At 66.1% G+C, this 18,364-nt stretch carries 14 protein-coding genes; 5 read left to right on the top strand and 9 right to left on the bottom strand.

The annotated features are described in order from the left end of the window. Window positions 1-35: 35 nt before the first annotated feature. A complete protein-coding gene (locus AC1DS0_RS17940) occupies window positions 36-923 on the top strand; it encodes a LysR family transcriptional regulator (RefSeq protein ID WP_476815648.1) in 888 nt (295 codons plus the stop codon). A gap of 38 nt (window positions 924-961) precedes the next feature. Here the strand turns inward: AC1DS0_RS17940 and metH are convergent, their stop codons facing one another. The 4 genes from metH to AC1DS0_RS17920 all read right to left on the bottom strand — a co-directional run bounded on the left by metH (window position 962) and on the right by AC1DS0_RS17920 (window position 8,279). Next, on the bottom strand, window positions 962-4,714 hold the full coding sequence (gene metH / locus AC1DS0_RS17935) for a methionine synthase (RefSeq protein ID WP_476815647.1): 3,753 nt from the start codon (window positions 4,712-4,714) through the stop codon (window positions 962-964). 4 nt (window positions 4,715-4,718) lie between these two features. Next, a complete protein-coding gene (gene metF, locus AC1DS0_RS17930; protein ID WP_476815646.1) occupies window positions 4,719-5,630 on the bottom strand; it encodes a methylenetetrahydrofolate reductase [NAD(P)H] in 912 nt (303 codons plus the stop codon). Then, window positions 5,630-6,643: an ArsR/SmtB family transcription factor gene (locus AC1DS0_RS17925; protein WP_476815645.1), complete on the bottom strand. Its 1,014-nt coding sequence runs from the start codon at window positions 6,641-6,643 to the stop codon at window positions 5,630-5,632. The genes metF and AC1DS0_RS17925 overlap by 1 nt, the downstream gene beginning before the upstream one ends. Window positions 6,644-6,839: 196 nt before the next feature. Next, window positions 6,840-8,279: an aminotransferase-like domain-containing protein gene (locus AC1DS0_RS17920; protein WP_476815644.1), complete on the bottom strand. Its 1,440-nt coding sequence runs from the start codon at window positions 8,277-8,279 to the stop codon at window positions 6,840-6,842. A gap of 84 nt (window positions 8,280-8,363) precedes the next feature. Between AC1DS0_RS17920 and AC1DS0_RS17915 the strand changes: the two genes are divergently transcribed. Then, complete coding sequence (locus tag AC1DS0_RS17915; RefSeq protein ID WP_476815643.1) at window positions 8,364-9,227, top strand: DMT family transporter; 864 nt, start codon at window positions 8,364-8,366, stop codon at window positions 9,225-9,227. Window positions 9,228-9,405: 178 nt separating this feature from the next. Here AC1DS0_RS17915 and AC1DS0_RS17910 read toward each other — a convergent pair whose 3' ends face one another. Both AC1DS0_RS17910 and AC1DS0_RS17905 read right to left on the bottom strand, forming a co-directional pair. Then, a complete protein-coding gene (locus tag AC1DS0_RS17910) occupies window positions 9,406-9,609 on the bottom strand; it encodes a cold-shock protein (protein WP_057190882.1) in 204 nt (67 codons plus the stop codon). Window positions 9,610-9,859: 250 nt separating this feature from the next. Further along, window positions 9,860-12,058: a glycoside hydrolase family 3 N-terminal domain-containing protein gene (locus AC1DS0_RS17905; protein WP_476815642.1), complete on the bottom strand. Its 2,199-nt coding sequence runs from the start codon at window positions 12,056-12,058 to the stop codon at window positions 9,860-9,862. 201 nt (window positions 12,059-12,259) lie between these two features. On the opposite strand from AC1DS0_RS17905, the gene AC1DS0_RS17900 reads away from it, so the two are divergent. The 3 genes from AC1DS0_RS17900 (at window position 12,260) to AC1DS0_RS17890 (ending at window position 15,097) form a co-directional block, all read left to right on the top strand. Continuing rightward, complete coding sequence (locus tag AC1DS0_RS17900; RefSeq protein ID WP_476815641.1) at window positions 12,260-13,405, top strand: alpha-hydroxy acid oxidase; 1,146 nt, start codon at window positions 12,260-12,262, stop codon at window positions 13,403-13,405. A 160-nt stretch (window positions 13,406-13,565) separates the two neighbouring features. Further along, window positions 13,566-14,135 (top strand): TetR/AcrR family transcriptional regulator, encoded by a 570-nt coding sequence (locus AC1DS0_RS17895; RefSeq protein WP_476815640.1) that lies wholly within the window; start codon window positions 13,566-13,568, stop codon window positions 14,133-14,135. Window positions 14,136-14,215: 80 nt separating this feature from the next. After that, entirely contained in the window at window positions 14,216-15,097 is an 882-nt protein-coding gene (locus tag AC1DS0_RS17890) for an SDR family NAD(P)-dependent oxidoreductase (protein WP_476815639.1), read from the top strand. 82 nt (window positions 15,098-15,179) lie between these two features. Here the strand turns inward: AC1DS0_RS17890 and AC1DS0_RS17885 are convergent, their stop codons facing one another. The 3 genes from AC1DS0_RS17885 to AC1DS0_RS17875 form a co-directional block, all read right to left on the bottom strand. Then, window positions 15,180-15,386 carry a hypothetical protein gene (locus AC1DS0_RS17885; protein ID WP_476815638.1) on the bottom strand — a complete coding sequence of 69 codons (207 nt, stop codon included), beginning with the start codon at window positions 15,384-15,386 and terminating at the stop codon, window positions 15,180-15,182. 296 nt (window positions 15,387-15,682) lie between these two features. Continuing rightward, entirely contained in the window at window positions 15,683-17,335 is a 1,653-nt protein-coding gene (ettA, locus tag AC1DS0_RS17880; protein ID WP_476815637.1) for an energy-dependent translational throttle protein EttA, read from the bottom strand. A 103-nt stretch (window positions 17,336-17,438) separates the two neighbouring features. Further along, window positions 17,439-18,329 carry a LysR family transcriptional regulator gene (locus AC1DS0_RS17875; RefSeq protein WP_476815636.1) on the bottom strand — a complete coding sequence of 297 codons (891 nt, stop codon included), beginning with the start codon at window positions 18,327-18,329 and terminating at the stop codon, window positions 17,439-17,441. Window positions 18,330-18,364: the final 35 nt, after the last annotated feature.

The raw sequence follows: 18,364 nt of genomic DNA, 5'->3' as shown, positions 1-18,364 counted from the left end.
TTTGGACATTTTCGTCATGATTGGATGACCGTCGGATGGACAGTCTCGGAGCGCTCTTCGCCTTTGTGCATGCGGCCGATGCCGATGGCTTTACCGAAGCCGGCCGCAAGCTCGGCATCTCCGCCTCCGCCGTCAGCAAGGCCGTGGCACGGCTGGAGGAGCGGCTTGGCGCCAGGCTGTTTCACCGCTCGACCCGCAGCGTCACGCTGACGCCGGAGGGCGCAATGTTCCTCGAACGCTGCCGGCGCATCCTCTGCGAATACCAAGCCGCCGAGCTCGAATTATCGCGCAGCCGGGCGACGCCACAGGGCAAGCTGCGCGTCAGCCTGCCGTCGATGAGCATGATCCCGATGGCCAAGCTCGCAGCCTTCAAGCGACGCCATCCGCAGATCGAGCTCGAACTGGATTCCACCGACCGGGTGGTCGACGTCATCGGAGAAGGTTTCGATGTGGTGCTTCGCACCGGTGAGCCAGCCGACTCCCGGCTGATGGCTCGCACGCTCGGCCATTTCCGTCAGGCGATCGTCGGTTCACCGGACTATTTCCGCAGGGTGGGCAAGCCGGAGGCACCGGAAGACCTCGCCCAGCACACCTGCCTTGTCTACCGCTACGCCAACACCGGCAAGCTCCACCAATGGCCCTTGTCCAGACAGGGCGAGCCCGCGCAGGTCGAGATCCAGCCCAGCGTGGTGACGAACGCGCTCGAAGCGCAGATCGGCCTGGCCGAAAGCGGGCTCGGCATCGCCTGCGTTCCCGATCTATCCGTCGCCGAACACCTGCGGCGCGGCTCGCTCGTCCGCATTCTCGAGAGCTATGTCGAGGCGCAGACGAAGCTCAGCGTGATGTGGCCCGCCAGCCGCTACGCCTCGCCGAAACTGCGGGCCTTCGTCGACTTCGCGGCCGAGGAATTCCTGGCCGCGTGACATCGCCTCGCCCCGCCGCGCTCGCAGCGAGACGGCGATTACTCCGCCGCCTCCGCATAGGCGCTCGGCTCGTAGTTCAGGATCGGCGCCAGCCAGCGTTCGACCTCGCGGATGTCCATGCCCTTGCGGACCGAATAGTCCTCGACCTGGTCGCGCTCGACCTTGGCGACCCCGAAGTAATAGGCGTCAGGATGCGAGAGATAGAGGCCGGAGACCGAGGAACCCGGCCACATCGCATAGCTCTCGGTCAGCTTGACGCCGACGCGCGGCTCGGCCTGGAGCAGCTCGAACAGCGTCGCCTTCTCGGTATGGTCGGGTTGGGCCGGATAGCCCGGCGCCGGCCGGATGCCCTGGTATTCCTCGCGGATCAGGTCCTCGTTCGAGTAGTTCTCGTCCGGCGCATAGGCCCAGAACTCGGTGCGCACCAACTGGTGCATGCGCTCGGCGAAGGCCTCGGCGAAGCGGTCGGCCAGCGCCTTGACCATGATCGAGCGATAGTCGTCGTTATCGCGGGCGAACTTCTCCGAAATGCGTTCCTCTTCCGCCCCGGCCGTCACGACGAAGGCTCCGATATAGTCGGGCCGCTCAATGCCCTCAGGCGCGACGAAGTCGGAGATGCACATGTTCGGCTTGCCGTCGCGCTTGGAGAGCTGCTGGCGCAGGCCGTGGAAGGTCGCGAGCGTCTCCTGCCGGCTCTCGCCGGTATAGAGGCGGATATCGTCGCCGACGGCGTTCGCCGGCCAGAAGCCGACCACCGCCTTCGGGTTGAACCAGCGCTCCTCGACGATGCGCTTCAGCATCGACTGCGCATCGTCCCAGAGCGCACGCGCCGCCTCACCCTGCTTCTCGTCTTCGAGAATTGCCGGGAAACGACCTTTCAGTTCCCAGGTCTGGAAGAACGGCGTCCAGTCGATCACCGGCACGAGATCGGCGATGTCATAGGTCCGGAAGACGCGGGTGCCGAGGAAGGTCGGCTTCGGCGGCTGGTAGCCGGCCCAGTCCGGCTTGAAGGCGTTGGCGCGCGCCTTGGCCAGCGGCAGGCGCTGCTTGTCGGCCTCTGAGCGGCGATGGGCGGCGGCTACCTTCTCGTATTCGGCCTGGATGCCGTCGACATAAGGCCCCTTCTGCTCCTGCGAGAGCAGGCTGGAGACGACGCCAACGGCGCGCGAGGCGTCGGTGACGTAGACCGCCTGACCCTGATTATAGGCCGGGTGTATCTTCACCGCGGTATGGACTCGGCTGGTCGTCGCCCCGCCGATCAGCAGCGGGATGTCGAAGCCCTCGCGCTCCATCTCGGAGGCGACGGTGACCATCTCGTCGAGCGATGGCGTGATCAGCCCGGAGAGGCCGATGATGTCGACCTTCTCCTTGCGCGCGGTGTCGAGAATCTTCTGCGTCGGCACCATGACGCCGAGGTCGATCACCTCGTAGTTGTTGCACTGGAGCACGACGCCGACGATGTTCTTGCCGATGTCGTGGACGTCGCCCTTCACGGTCGCCATCAGCACCTTGCCGGCCGCCTGGCGCTCGGCGCCGCCATTGAGGCGCTTCTCCTCTTCCATGTACGGCATGAGGTAGGCGACGGCCTGCTTCATCACGCGGGCCGACTTCACCACCTGCGGCAGGAACATCTTGCCGGCGCCGAACAGGTCACCGACGACGTTCATCCCGGCCATCAGCGGCCCTTCGATGACGTGAAGCGGCTTCTCGGCCTGCGCCCTCGCCTCTTCCGTATCGCGGTCGATGAACTCGGTGATGCCGTTGACCAGCGCGTGCTTGAGGCGCTCGTGCACGTCGGCCTCGCGCCAGGCGAGGTCCTTGCCCGAGACTGCCTGTGAGCCATCGCCCTTGAAGCGCGGGGCAGCGTCGAGCAGCCGTTCGGTCGAATCCTTGCGACGGTTGAGGACGACGTCCTCGCAGAGCTCGCGCAGTTCGGGATCGAGGTCATCATAGGAGCCGAGCTGGCCGGCATTCACGATGCCCATGTCCATCCCGACCTTGATGCAATGGTACAGGAAGACCGAATGCATCGCTTCGCGGACCTTCTCATTGCCGCGGAACGAGAAGGACAGGTTGGAGACACCGCCGGAGATATGCGCATGCGGCAGCGTCTCGYGGATCGTGAGGGTAGCGTTGATGAAGTCGTTGCCGTAGTTGTCGTGCTCTTCGATGCCGGTCGCGACCGCGAAGATGTTCGGATCGAAGATGATGTCCTCGGGCGGGAAGCCCGCGACCTCGGTCAGCAGCTTGTAGGCGCGGGTGCAGATCTCGATCTTGCGCTGATAGGTGTCGGCCTGGCCGGTCTCGTCGAAAGCCATGACGACGACGGCCGCGCCATATTGGCGGCAGATGCGGGCGTGCTCGAGGAAGGCTTCCTCGCCCTCCTTCATCGAGATCGAGTTGACGATCGGCTTGCCCTGGATCGTCTTGAGGCCGGCCTCGATCACATGGAACTTCGAGGAGTCGACCATGATCGGCACGCGGGAGATGTCCGGTTCCGAGGCGATCAGGTTGCAGAACTCGGTCATCGCCTTCTCGGAATCGAGCAGGCCCTCGTCCATGTTGATGTCGATGACCTGCGCGCCGTTGGCGACCTGGTCGCGCGCCACATCGAGCGCCGCGGCGTAATCGCCATTGGTCACCAGCTTGCGGAACTTGGCCGAGCCGGTGACGTTGGTGCGCTCGCCGACGTTCACGAAGGGAATCGTCTCGTCGAGCGTGAACGGCTCGAGGCCGGCGAGCCTGAGGTAAGGCTTCGGCTCCGGGATGGCGCGCGGCGCCTTGCCGGCGACGGCTTCGGCGATCGCACGGATATGGCCCGGCGTCGTGCCGCAGCAGCCGCCGACCATGTTGACGAAGCCGGCATCGGCGAACTCGGCCAGCATCTTGGCGGTCGCTTCCGGCCGCTCGTCATAGAGGCCGAACTCGTTGGGCAGGCCGGCATTGGGATAGGCGCAGACCAGGGTGCCGGCGACGCGCGACATATCCTTGATATGGGCGCGCATCTCGCGGGCGCCGAGCGCGCAGTTGAGGCCGATCGTCAGCGGATCGGCATGGCGCACCGCATTCCAGAACGCCTCGACCGTCTGGCCCGAGAGCGTGCGGCCGGAGAGATCGGTGATCGTGCCGGAGATCATCACCGGCAGCTTCATCGCCTTCTCGCGGAAGACCTCCTGGATCGCGACGATCGCGGCCTTGGCGTTGAGCGTGTCGAAGATCGTCTCGATCAGCAGCAGCTCGGAGCCGCCATCGATCAGGCCGCGCACCTGCTCGGCGTAAGCATCGCGCACCTGGTCGAAGGTGACGGCGCGAAAGCCGGGATTGTTGACGTCGGGCGAGATCGAAAGCGTGCGGTTGGTCGGTCCGATCGCGCCGGCGACGAAGCGGCGGCGACCGTCTTCCTTGCGGGCGATTTCGGCCGCCTCGCGCGCGATCCGGGCGCATTCGACGTTGAGCTCATAGACGATCGCCTCCATGCCGTAATCGGCCTGGGCGATCGAGGTGCCGGAGAAGGTATTGGTCTCGACGATGTCGGCGCCGGCCCGGTAATAGGCCAGATGGATGTCGCGCAATGCATCCGGCATCGTCAGCGCGATCAGGTCGTTATTGCCCTTGAGGTCGTGGTTCCAGCCCTTGAAGCGCTCGCCGCGGAAATCGGCCTCGGTCAGCTTCAGGTCCTGGATCTGCGTCCCCATCGCGCCGTCGAGGATGAGGATGCGCTCGGAGGCGGCCTGGCGCAGGGCGCGAACGATCTCGGCGCCATCGGCGAGGGTGGGCTTGTAATCGGACATCAGTCTACTCCGCCGCAGCCTGCTGCGTCTGCGCCTTCTCCGGCTTCAGGCCGACGAGATGGCAGATCGCATAGACCAGGTCCGCTTTATTCATCGTGTAGAAATGCAGGTCCGAGACACCGCGATCGATCAGGTCGAGCACCTGCTCGGCGCAGACGGCGGCGGCGACAAGCCGGCGCGTCGCTGCATCGTCCTCCAGCCCTTCGAAGCGGTCGGCCAGCCATTGCGGCACGCTCGCCCCGGTCCGGCGGGCAAAGCCGGCGGTCTGCTTGAAGTTCTGCACCGGCACGATGCCGGGCAGGATCGGGATATCGATGCCGCTGGCTCGGACCTTGTCGAGATAGCGGAAATAAACGTCGTTATCGAAGAAGAACTGGGTGATCGCCCGGGTCGCGCCGGCATCGACCTTCTTCTTGAGCGCATCGATGTCGACATCGAGCGAGGCCGCCTCCGGGTGCTTTTCCGGGTAGGCCGAGACGGTGACCTCGAACTCGCCGATCTTGCGGATGCCTTCGACCAGGTCGGAGGTCTGGTGATAGCCCTCAGGATGCGGCTCATAGGTGGTGCCGAGCCCACCGGCCGGATCGCCGCGCAGCGCCACGATATGGCGCACGCCCGCCTCCCAATAGGAGCGGATGACATCATCGACTTCGGCGCAGGAGGCGGAGACGCAGGTCAGATGCGCCGCCGGCTTCAAGGCCGTCTCGTCGATCATGCGCTTGACGGTGTTGTGGGTGCGCTCGCGGGTCGAGCCGCCGGCGCCATAGGTCACCGAGACGAACGCCGGACCGAGCGGCTCCAGCCGGCGCACGCTGTCCCACAGATTGACCTCCATCTCCTCGTTCTTCGGCGGGAAGAACTCGAAGGAGACGCGCGGACGGCGCGAGCCGTGGCGGCTGGGGCGGAAAGCGTTCATCACGCAACCTCACGATCGAACTGACGAATCGGAAAATCACCCTGGAGGCGCCGGTCGCGCCCGCGCCAGAGCATGACGCCGAGCTGGCCGCAAGCCCCGTCGGGCGCCGTGACCTCCTCGGCGAGGTCGCAGTCGAGGCCGGCCTCGGCGAACCAGGCTGCGATCTCGTCCTTCTCGAAACCGAGCCGGCGATGGGCGTGCTCGGTGCGCAGGAATTCCATCTCGTGCGGCGCGAAATCGACCAGGATCAGACGCCCGCCGGGGGAGAGCAGTGCCGCTGCCTCGCGCAGCGCGCGGGCCGGGTCGTCGAGGAAGTGCAGCACCTGATGCACGATCACCAGGTCGAAGGAGCCGCGGGCGAAGGGCAGCGCGTAGATATCGCCCTGCCGGAGCTCGACGCGCGACAAGCCGGCCTTTTCGAGGTTGGCGCGGGCCACCGCCAGCATGGCATGGCTGGCATCGACGCCGACCGCGCGGGCAGCCTTCGGAGCGAGGCGCTCCAGCATGCGCCCGGTACCGGTGCCGAGATCAAGCAGCGCCTGCAGCGGCGTCTCGCCGACGGCTGCCTCGACGGCAGCTTCCACGGCGGCATCGGGAACATGCAGCGTGCGCAGCTGGTCCCATTCGCGCGCGACATTGGCGAAATAGGATTGCGCTGCCGCGGCCCGCGATGCACGCACCGCGGTGAGGCGCTCGCGATCAGCCGCCAGAACCGGGTCGGCAGGATCGAGATCGCGGGCGAGCGTCAGCGCCAATGCACCACCCGGCGTCGCGTCGTCGAGCCTGAAGAAGGCGAAGGCCCCTTCCCGCGAGCGACGCAGCAGCCCGGCTTCCGCCATTAGCTTGAGATGGCGCGAGATACGCGGCTGCGACTGGCCGAGGATGTCGGTGAGATCGGAGACCGAGAGCTCGCCTTCCGCCAGCAGCGCCAGGATCCGCAAACGGGTCTCCTCGCCCGCCGCACGCAGCGAGGCCAGCAAGGTCGGCAGCGAATGGTGGGAGCGGCGGGTCACCAGCGAGCACCTCGAAACTCGGTGAAAGATATAAAGATATCTTTATGTCAGATACGAGGAAGATGCAAGCCGCTTGTCCGATATTTCAGTCGACATCGACGGATCAAACAAACGCACACCCCTATCTCGAATGGAAGCGAGGTAGGGGGCAAGAGGCGGCCGGGATTACCGGAGCGTCTAAGGATGAGGGCCTTTCCTACGCAGGCTTGTGCAATGCAGCTGCCCGCATCGCCTCGCGCAGCACGCTGAAGATGCGTGGATCGGCGGCCTGCGCCACGTTGAAGCGCATGAAGTCCCTGGCCGTCCGCGACAGGCTGAAGGCGTTGCCGGGTGCGAGCACGACACCCTCGCCCAGCGCATGCCGCGCAATCTCCCCCGCATCGAGCCCATCAGGCAGGCGGCACCACAGGAACAACCCGCCGCGCGGTGTCAGCCAGGGCTCGATGCCGAGCGCGGCGAGCCGGCCGCGCGTCTGCGCCATCGCCCGCGCCAGCCGCTGGCGCAGCGCCTCGACATGCCGGCGATAGCTGCCATCCTTCAGGATATCGAGCACCAGCTCGGCCGCGAACCGCCCGCCAGCGAAGGAGAGCGCGACCTTGAGATCGGTCAGCCCCTCGACCCAGTCCGGCCTTGCAGCGATGTAGCCGCAGCGCACCGAGGCCGACAGCGTCTTCGAGAAGCTGCCGATCTGGATCACCCGTTCCAGCCCGTCGAGCCCGGCCAGGCGCGGCGCGAAGTCCGGCTCGAGATCGCCGAAGATATCGTCCTCGACGATGGTCAGCCCAGCCTGCTCGGCGAGCTTCAGCAGGCGATGCGCCGTCGTGGCCGAGAGCGTCGCGCCGGTCGGGTTATGCAGAGCGCTATTGGTGACGTAGAGCCGCGGTCGGTGCTCTGTGAGCGCCTGCGCGAACAGGGCAAGATCGGGGCCCGACGGCGTATAGGGCACACCGACGATCTTCACCCGGTGGACGCGCAACAGCGCATGAAAATTGAAATAGCAGGGATCGTCGATCAGCACGGTGTCGCCGGGCTCGAGCAGGAAGCGGCAGACCAGATCGATGGCCTGCGTGCCGGACTCGGTCAGGACGATCTGGTCCGGCGGCGCCTCGACGCCGCGCTCGGCCAGCCGATGAGCGAGCAGATGGCGCAGCCCGGCTAAGCCGAGCGGCGTGCCGTATTCGGCCAGCGTCGCTACATCGGCCCGGCCGAGCTTGCGCAGCGCCTTGCGGATCGAGGCCTCTGGCATCCAGTCCGGCGGCAGCCAGCCGCAGCCGGGCCGAAGGCTGTCCGCGCCGGCATCGAGCGACTGCCGGGAGATCCAGAGCGGGTCGACCGCCCGGTCGAGCTTCGGCGCGACATCGGCGAGCGAGAGCGGCGGCAGGCGCCGGACATAGAAACCCGAGCCGCGCCGCGCCTGAATCGCGCCTTCGGCGGCAAGCCGCTCATAGGCCTCGACCACCGTCGACTTCGACACGCCCATGCTCTCGGCCAGGCCGCGGATCGAAGGCAGCTTGGCGCCCGGCGCCAATGTCCGCCCGGCGATCCGCTGCCGGATCGTCGCCATGACGCGCCCGACCAGGGTGTCGGGCACTGCCGCAATACCGACTGAATCCTTAATCTGTACGGCTTCCTGCATCAGGACAGTTTGCCTGAACTGTACCGGACTGTCTCTGGAAATCCGCCAGCACCCGCCGCATGCAGGCCGGCTCCTGGAGGGATCATGGACAGAACTGCGAACGGCCTGCTCAACGGCTTCATCGGCGTCGTCATCTTCAGCGGCTCGCTGCCGGCGACCCGCGTCGCCGTCGCCGATTTCGACCCGGTGTTCCTGACCGTCGCCCGCGCCGCCATCGCCGGGCTGCTCGGACTAGCCCTCCTGCTCGCGCTCCGGGAAAAGCGACCGGCTCGCGCCGACCTGCTGCCGCTGGCCGTGGTCGCGCTCTGCGTCGTCGTCGGCTTCCCGCTGCTGACCGCGCTGGCGCTGAAGCACGTCACCTCCGCCCATTCGATCGTCTTCATCGGCCTCTTGCCGCTCGCGACCGCGATCTTCGGTGTACTGCGTGGCGGCGAGCGCCCGCGCCTGGCCTTCTGGCTCTTCGCCATCCTCGGCAGCCTCTGCGTCGTCGGCTTCGCCTGGACGCAAGGCATCGCCGCTTCCCCCGTGGGCGACCTCTTGATGCTCGCCGCCGTCATCGTCTGCGGCCTCGGCTATGCAGAAGGCGCGCGCCTGTCGCGCCATCTCGGCGGCTGGCAGGTGATCTCCTGGGCTCTCGTCATCTCGCTGCCGATCATGGCCGGCCTGACGCTGGCGACGTTGCCGCCCTCCTTCGCACAGGCGGGCGGCCCGGCCTGGCTCGGCCTCGCCTATGTCTCGCTGTTCAGCATGCTGATCGGCTTCGTCTTCTGGTATCGCGGGCTCGCCCAGGGCGGCATCGCCGCGGTCGGGCAGCTGCAATTGCTGCAGCCCTTCTTCGGCCTGGCGCTGGCCGGCCTGCTGCTCGGCGAAACTGTCGGCTGGCAGATGATCGCTACCTCGGCCGCAGTCGTCCTCTGCGTCGCCGGAGCGTGGCGCTACGCGCGCTAGATCAGGAACGCCGGGAACTCGACTTCAAGGATGAGAAGCAGGCCTCGTCGTGAGCGCGTGGTTGCCAGGCCGGTCGGGGCCGGTTCTCAAATGGAGCGTGAGCCTGCCGGCTTTGGGCGCAGTCATGACAACCGCAGGCCGGTAGCCTTCGTCACGCCTATCAGGCCTTTGGCTGCGTTCAGAGCAGCTTCAGGTCACCCGCCGCGGTCTTGCCGCGCTCGGTCTTCAGGTCGAAGGAGAGCTTCTGTCCCTCGGTCAGGGACATCAGGCCCGCTTCCTTGACGGCAGTGATGTGCACGAACACATCCTTGCCGCCGTCAGCAGGTTGAATGAAGCCGTAGCCCTTCTCGGTATTGAACCATTTGACGGTTCCGGTCGCCATCGCCGCATCCCTTGGAGCATCCGTGGTCGTAACGGAGCCCTCTCGGCAAAGACGTCGAAAAGGCCCCGCACAGCGAGGATTGACCGAAAACGCAAGCTTGTCGAGATGAAACCGCTGGCAGTTGCCGTAACGTCCGCCAGGGCCGGATCCGATCAGGTCGCATCGACCTGATCGGTGAATCCGTCTCTGCACTTTTAGGTAGAGGCCGCTTCGACCGACCGACTTGCACGCAAGTCGCTCGGAACGGGCTCTAGCGCTTCGTTAGCTCGAATTGCGCCTTTACCGACGCGAGCGAAGAACCGCCGAAATAAACCTCCACGACACCCGGATCGAGCTGGTAGCGGCCGGCATCGTCATGGCCGCCGAGCGCCTTGCCCTCCAGCTTGAACCGCACCGTCCTGGTCTCGCCGGCCTTGAGCGTGACCTTGTCGAAGCCCTTGAGCAGGCGCAGCGGCCGCGAGCGCTCCGCGACCGGCTGGCGGATATAAAGCTGTACCACCTCCTGGCCGTCGCGATCCCCCTGATTGGTCACGTCGACGGCAACCTCGGCCGCCCCATTGAACGGCACCTTGGCGTTCGTCACCCGTGGATTGGCATAGGCGAAGCGGCTGTAGGACAGGCCGAAGCCGAACGGGTAGAGCGCCTCGTTGGCCTCGTCCATGTAGATGGATTCATAGCGCTGGCGGATCTTCTGCGGCCGGCCGGTCGGCAGCTGGTCGTAATAGACCGGGATCTGCCCGATCGAGCGCGGGAAGCTCATCGGCGTCCGTCCGGCCGGATTGACCTTGCCGGCCAGCACCTCGGCGATCGCGGCGCGCCCCTCGGTGCCGCCATGGAAGGTCTGCACGATCGCCGCGACGTGCTTGTCGGCCCAGCTCAGGACCAGCGGCCGGGCCGTCGCCAGCACCAGCACCACCGGCTTGCCGGTCGCGACCAGCGCCTCGAGCAGCTCCTGCTGGACGCCGGGCAGGCCGAGATTGGTGCGCGAGGCGCCCTCGCCCATGAACTCGCAGTCCTCGCCGAGCATGGTGACGACAAGATCCGCCGCGGCCGCCGCCTTCAGCGCGGTATCCTTGTCCTTGAACTCGGTGCCGCAATTCTTGGCGAAGGCCGGCTCATAGGTGACCGTGACGTCAGAAGGCAGGTGCTCGCGCAGCGCCTCCGGCAGCGGCTGCACGACACGGCGCCCGAGACCGGCAGGGTCGGTCCAGACCCGCTCGTCTTCCGGCATCGCCATGGCGCCGATCACCGCGACCGACTTCACGGCCGGCGCGATCGGCAGCGTCTGCTTGTCGTTCCTGAGCAGGATCACGCCTTCGCGCGCGGCCTGGCGAGCGACCTTGCGGGCTTCCTCGGTCTGCATCAGCGACGGCGCCGCCGCCACATCGACATCCTGCCGCTCGAACAGGCCGAGATGATACTTGACCCGCAGCACGCGCCGCACGGCCTCGTCGAGCGCCTTCACCGGCACGCGGCCGGCCATGACCTCACCCGCGAGGTGCTTGTGGTAGACGTCGCCCATCATGTCCATGTCGATGCCGGCGAGCAGCGCCTTGCGCGCGGCTTCCGCGTCGTCCTTGGCGATGCCGTGCAGGCGCAATTCGGTGATCGAGCCGAAATCCGAGGTGACGAAGCCGCGGAAACCCCATTGCCCGCGCAGGAGATCGGTCAGCATGCCGCGATGGGCCGTGGCCGGCATACCGTTGAGGGCATTGAACGCCGCCATCGCCGTCATCGCGCCGGTGTCAAAGGCCGCCTTGAACGGCGGCAGGAAGAGATCGTGCAGCTGGCTCGTCGGGATCCAGGTCGAGTTGTAGTCGCGCCCGCCCTCGGCCGCGCCATAGCCGACGAAGTGCTTGACGCTCGCCGCCACGCCGCCGCGCTGGTAGCCACGGGTCCGCGCCGCCGCGATGATGCTGGCGAGATAGGCGTCTTCGCCGGCGCCCTCCAGCACCCGACCCCAACGCGGGTCGCGCGAGATATCGACCATCGGCGCGAAGGTCCAGTTGACGCCGGCAGCGCGCGCCTCACGCCCCGTCCAATAGGCCGCTTGCTCGATCAGCTGCGGATTCCAGCTCGACGCCTGGCCGAGCGGCAGCGGGAAATAGGTCGAGAAGCCATGAACGGCATCGAGCCCGATGATCAGCGGGATCTTGAGACGGGACTGCCTGACAGCCTCCTGGACCTGCCGGACCTCTTGCGGCACGACGAAGTTCATCACCGCGCCCATCCGGCCGGCCTTGACCTGATTGATGTCGAAGCCCTCGCCGCGCCCGGAGAGGTGGAGCTGGCCGACCTTCTCCTCCAGCGTCATCCTGCCGATCAGCGCCGTGATCTTGCGCTCGATCTCGGCGGCCTCGCGCCCGTTCTTCCAGCCGACCTCCTGCTGAGCGGAGGCGACGGTCGCAAGGCCGCAGAACAGGAATGCAGCGACGAGCCGCAGAAGCATGAGGGATGTCTCGCTGAACGGGCGGAAGAGATGAACGGCCCCTACAGGATCGGGCCGCCCGGCTCAACCGCTGCCATCGCCGCATCGCGATGAACAGGGCCTGAAGCGGGGCCGGCATCCTGGGGCGCGCGGCCTCCGCGGTTGCCTCCCGCTTCTTTCCATGCGACCGGGGACACGGAGAAAACGCGGGATTTGGCGACTATGGCTCAGCTTTTGACCATCGAGGATTTGCGTCTGCTGGCGAAGCGCCGCGTCCCGCGCATGTTCTACGACTACGCCGATTCCGGTGCCTGGACCGAGAGCACCTATCGCGCCAACGAAGCCGATTTCGCCGGGATCAAGCTGCGCCAGCGCGTCGCCGTCGACATGACCAATCGAACGCTGGCCTCGACAATGATCGGCGAGAAGGTCTCGATGCCGGTGGCGCTGGCGCCGACCGGCATCGCCGGCATGCAGCACGCCGATGGCGAGATTCTCGCGGCCAGGGCCGCCGCCCGGGCCGGCGTACCGTTCACGCTCTCGACCATGAGCGTCTGCTCGATCGAGGACGTCGCGGAGAACACCGACAAGCCGTTCTGGTTCCAGCTCTATGTGATGCGCGACCGCGCCTTCATCGAGCGCCTGATCGACCGGGCCAAGGCGGCCGGCTGCTCGGCGCTGATGCTGACGCTCGACCTGCAGATCCTCGGCCAGCGCCACAAGGACATCCGCAACGGCCTCTCCGCTCCGCCGAAACCGACCATCGCCAACCTGATCAACCTCGCCTTGAAGCCGCGCTGGTGCATGGGGATGCTCGGCACCAGGCGGCGCAGCTTCGGCAACATCGTCGGCCACGCCAGCGGCGTCGGCGACATGACCTCGCTCTCGGCCTGGACCGCCGAGCAGTTCGACCCGACCCTGAGCTGGGACGACGTCAAATGGATCAAGGACCGCTGGGGCGGCAAGCTGATCCTGAAGGGCATCCTCGACGCCGAGGACGCCGAGCTTGCGGCCCAGAGCGGTGCCGATGCGCTGATCGTCTCCAACCATGGCGGCCGCCAGCTCGACGGCGCGGTCTCCTCGATCGCGGCCCTGCCCGGCATCGTCGAGCAGGTCGGCGGGCGCATGGAGGTCTGGATGGATGGCGGCGTCCGCTCGGGCCAGGACGTGCTGAAGGCGGTCGCGCTCGGCGCCCGCGGCGTGCTGATCGGCCGCCCCTTCCTCTATGGGTTAGGGGCCATGGGTGAGGAGGGCGTCAGGCTCGCCCTCGAGATCATCCGCAAGGAGATGGACATCACCATGGCCCTCTGCGGCAAGCGCGACATCCAGGATGTCGATGCCAGCATCCTGGTGAAGGGCAAGGCGTAAGGTACGCCGCCCGCCACCGATTGGGCCGGCAAACCGGCCCAATCAGCGCCTGCCTCGCCAACAACCGGTTCACGGCTTCGAGAGGCGGGCCAGCGGGAGTTGACTTTCTGGGCTGGCGGAATAAATGAGCAATCACTCACTCATCTAGATCAAGCGAAGCATGGCCCGTCCCCTCAGCGAAGCGAAGCGCGAAGCGATCCTGGCCGCCGCCTGCAAGCTGGTGGCCGAGCATGGCACCGGCGCACCGACCGCGAAAATCGCGAAGGAAGCCAGGCTCGCCGAAGGCACGCTCTTCACCTATTTCGCCAACAAGGACGAACTGCTCAACCAGCTCTATCTCGAGCTGAAGACCGACTTCGCCAGGCTCACCGTGCCCTCCTATCCGAGCCATGGCAGCGTGCGCGACCGCTTCGAGCACTTCTGGAACGGCTTTATCGACTGGGGCGCGAAGCATCCCGCCAAGCGCAAGGCGCTGCGCCAGCTCGCCGTCTCCGGCCGGATCACCCAGGAGACCCGCGACAAATCCGCCATCGCCTTCGCCGAGATCAGCGCCCTGTTCGAACAGGGACACCGCGACGGCGTGCTGAAGGACCAGCCGCAGAACTTCATCGGCGCAGTTCTAGACGCCATGGGCACCATGACGCTCGACCTGATTGCGCAGGAGCCGAACCGGCACGAACACTACCGGAAGACCGGCTTTTCGGTCTTCTGGGACGGCATTTCCGCCTGAAGCCCGACGACCATCCAGCGTTGCTTTTAGCCTCGCTAGAATGAGCAAGCACTCACTCACAGCCTCGAAAGGACAGCTTCATGAGCAAGACCTGGCTGATCACCGGCGCCTCCCGCGGCCTCGGCCGCGCCATCGCCGAGGCGGCCCTCGCCGCCGGCGACAATGTCGTCGCGACCGCGCGAGATCCTCGCAGCCTCGCCGATCTCGAGGCCCGATACCCCGATACGCTGCTCTCCTTCGCGCTCGACGTCACCGACATGGCGGCCGCGGACGTGGCCGTGACCGTTACGGTCGACACTTTCGGCCGGCTCGACGTGCTCGTGAACAATGCCGGCTACGGCCATGCCGTCGCCTTCGAGCAGACCAGCGACGACAGCTTCCGCGCCCAGATCGAGACCAATTTCTACGGCGTCGTGAACCTCACCCGCGCCGCGCTGCCGGTGCTGCGAACCCAGCGCGCCGGCCACATCGTCAACATCTCCTCGGTCGGCGGCCGCACCGGCACGCCCGGCCTCAGCGCCTATCAATCGGCGAAATGGGCGGTCGGCGGCTTCACCGAGGTCATCGCCAAGGAGGTCGCGCCGTTCGGCATCAAGATCGTCTGCGTCGAGCCCGGCGGCATGCGCACCGGCTGGGGCGAGATCGCCCGCGGCAACGCCCCTGCCGTGATGCCGGACTACCAGCCCAGCGTCGGCGCCGTGCTCGACCTGCTCAAGGCCTATGTCGGCAACGAGATCGGCGATCCCCAGCGTATCGCGCAGATCGTCCTCGACCTCAGCCGGCGCGAGAGCTTGCCGGCCCATCTCGTCCTCGGCAGCGACGCGCTCTTCGTCCTCGCCCAGGCGGAGGCGCAGCGGCAGAGGGAGGCGGCGGAATGGGCGGAGGTCAGCCGGTCGTCGGACTTCGTCGGGACGGACCTCGTGGCCCTGCAGAAGCTGCTCGGCGGGGAGGCTCGGGCGTGAATCCGATTAATGTGACTAAACTGGATGAATTCCCATGCAGCGCCTGCGATATAGTTAGCGCTGCAGCGTCACAATCCGTGCCCTATTGGTGCTCCGCCGCATCACGAGAAATGAAAGCACTCAGCCCGTTCACATCATCGAAGTAATCAATCTCTAGCGGATCCTCAGCGGAAGGCGGCGCAGCAGGATTATCCGGCAGGATAACGCGGGCGATGCGCCCATCTTGAAGGCGGATCACCATCTCGTCGCGAGCGCGGCAGACGCCGATCACCGTAAAGCGCAAATCCAACAAGGATTCGTTCGTAGGAAGGTATTTCCTTATCCAGTTCGCCAGTACCGCTTCGGTTTCATCAGTTTCGACAGGGTACCACGGCGGTAAGAATCACACGGCAAATCGCATAGGGCCTCGCATCACTACGCCAACAATACGCGAGGGCGTGTGAATTGCCACTACAGCGGTAGGTAGAACACTCCTCATGAAACCAAGGGCATCCGCTTGTGGGGTGCCCTGCCGCAGAGTGCTCAATAAAAAGCCCGCACCTCGTTTCCGGAGCGCGGGCTTTTTTTGAATCCTATACCAAACGCTTAGCGCGTGAACTTCTTGTACTGGATGCGCTTCGGGATCGTGGAATCGATCCCGAGCCGGCGCTGCTTGTCTTCCTCGTAGTCCTGGAAATTGCCCTCGAACCATTCGACATGGCTGTCGCCCTCGAAGGCGAGGATGTGGGTGGCGATGCGGTCGAGGAACCAGCGATCGTGGCTGATGATCACGGCGCAGCCGGCATAATCCTCCAGCGCCTCTTCGAGCGCCCGTAGCGTGTCGACGTCGAGGTCGTTGGTCGGCTCGTCGAGCAGCAGGACGTTGGCGCCGGACTTCAGCATCTTGGCGAGGTGGACGCGGTTGCGCTCACCGCCCGAGAGTGAGCCGACCTTCTTCTGCTGGTCGCCGCCCTTGAAGTTGAAGGCCGAGCAATAAGCCCTTGAATTAATTTCTTTCTTGCCGAGATAGATGATGTCGTTGCCGCCCGAGATCTCCTCCCAGACGTTCTTCTTGTCGTCGAGCGAGTCGCGGCTCTGGTCGACATAGCCAAGCTGGACGCTCTCGCCGATCTTGATCGTGCCGGCATCGGGCTTCTCGACCCCGGTGATCATCTTGAACAGCGTGGTCTTGCCGGCGCCGTTGGGGCCGATCACGCCGACGATGCCGCCCGGCGGCAGCTTGAAGGTTAGCCCGTCGATCAGCAGCTTGTCCTGGAAGCCCTTCGACAGGTCCTCGAAATCGACGACGTTGTTGCCGAGCCGCTCGGCGATCGGGATGATGATCTGGGCAGTGTCCGGCCCCTTGTTCGAGGCTTTCTGCACCAGTTCGTCATAGCGCTGGATGCGGGCCTTGCTCTTAGCCTGACGCGCCTTCGGCGAGGCGGAAATCCATTCCTGCTCGCGCTCCAGCGTCTTCTGACGCGAGACGTCCTCGCGGCCTTCCTGGGCCAAGCGCTTCTGCTTCTGCACCGACCAGGCCGAGTAGTTGCCTTCATAGGGGATGCCCTGGCCGCGATCGAGTTCGAGGATCCAGCTGGTGACGTTGTCGAGGAAGTAGCGATCGTGGGTGACGATCAGGATCGCGCCCGGATAGGTCCGCAGATGGCCTTCGAGCCAGGCGGTGGTCTCGGCGTCCAAATGGTTGGTCGGCTCGTCGAGCAGCAAGAGCTCGGGCTGCTCCAGCAGGAGCTTGCAGAGCGCGACGCGGCGGCGCTCGCCGCCCGAGAGCTTGCCGACCTCCCAGTCGTCCGGCGGGCAGCGCAGCGCGTCCATCGCCTGGTCGACCTTGGAATCGAGATCCCACAGGCCCTTGGCCTCGATCTCGTCCTGGAGATTGGTCATCTCGTCGGCGGTCTCGTCCGAATAGTTCATGGCGAGCTCGTTGTAGCGGTCGAGGATCGCCTTCTGCGGGCCGACGCCGAGCATGACGTTCTCGCGGACGGTCAGCGCCTCGTCGAGCTTGGGCTCCTGCGGCAGGTAGCCGACGCGCGCGCCCTCGGCGACCCAGGCCTCGCCGGTCCACTCCTTGTCGAAGCCGGCCATGATCTTCAGCAGGGTCGATTTACCCGCGCCGTTGACGCCAAGCACGCCGATCTTGGCGTCCGGGTAGAAGCTGAGGTGGATGTCTTTCAGGACCTGCTTGCCGCCCGGATAGGTCTTCGACAGGCCGCGCATATGGTAGATGAACTGACGAGACATGGGGCGTGCGGGCTCCGCTTCGGACTGGGGCGCTGAGGCTTTCGGGAAATGTGCCGCGTATGTAGCGACCGGCCGCCCTGCCCGCAACCATCATGGCCGTATGCTAGCCGGTGAAGATCGCTTTCAGCGCCGCCTTGTTCTCGACGATGAAGTCGAAGAAGGCCGCGATGCGCGGCGTATGCCTGAGATCGGGATGGGCCAGGATGCGCCAGCTCCGGGTCAGTTCCGGGATCGGACCGAAGATCCGCACCAGCCCGCCATCCGCATCGCCGAGCGCCGTCGGCAGCGGGCCGATTCCGACGCCGGACCTGACCGCCGAGACCAGCCCGAGCACGCTGTTGTTGCGCACCGCGAAATGCGCTCCCGGCGCGACGTCGGCGAGCCAGGTCAGTATGCGGTGCGACGCAAGCGCGCTCTCCAGCCCGACCAGGGCATGCCTACCGAGATCGCCCAGCGTCGCCGGCCGGCCATGGCGCGCGAGATAGTCGGGGCTGGCATAGATGGCCCAGAGCGACTCGGCGATCTTGCGCCCCACCAGCTCGTCGTCGGTATCGCCCGAGCGGAAAGCGACATCCGCCTCGCCCTGCGAGAGATCGAGATAGCGGTCGCTGGTCACGAACTCGACGCGCAGCCTCGGATAGCGCGTCTGAAAGGCATCGAGCAGCTCCGAGCCGACGATGCGCGGCACCAATGGCTCCGGGCAGGTCACGCGGACGACGCCGTCGAGATCACGGGCCGTGACGTCGAGATGCTGCTGCAGCTCGGCGACGGCATGCCCTACCTTCTGCGCCATCGGCAGCAGGCTCAGCCCGTCCTCCGTCAGGCGATAGCCGGCGGGGTGCCGCATCACGAGGGCACGGCCGATGCGCCGTTCGAGCTCCGCCAATCGCCGCTGCACGGTCGACTGGCTGAGACCGAGCGATTTTGCCGCCGCGATCATGCTGTGGTGCTCGGCCACGGCCAGGAAAGGCTTGAGGTCGTCCCAGTCGAACATGTCCCCGCCTCGCTTCGGGCGCTGCCTTGGAGACG

This window comes from Allobosea sp. P4_H5 (genome assembly GCF_056400825.1).
Note: the sequence above shows the minus strand (reverse complement) of the source record. Positions and strands in the feature narration are given on the sequence as shown.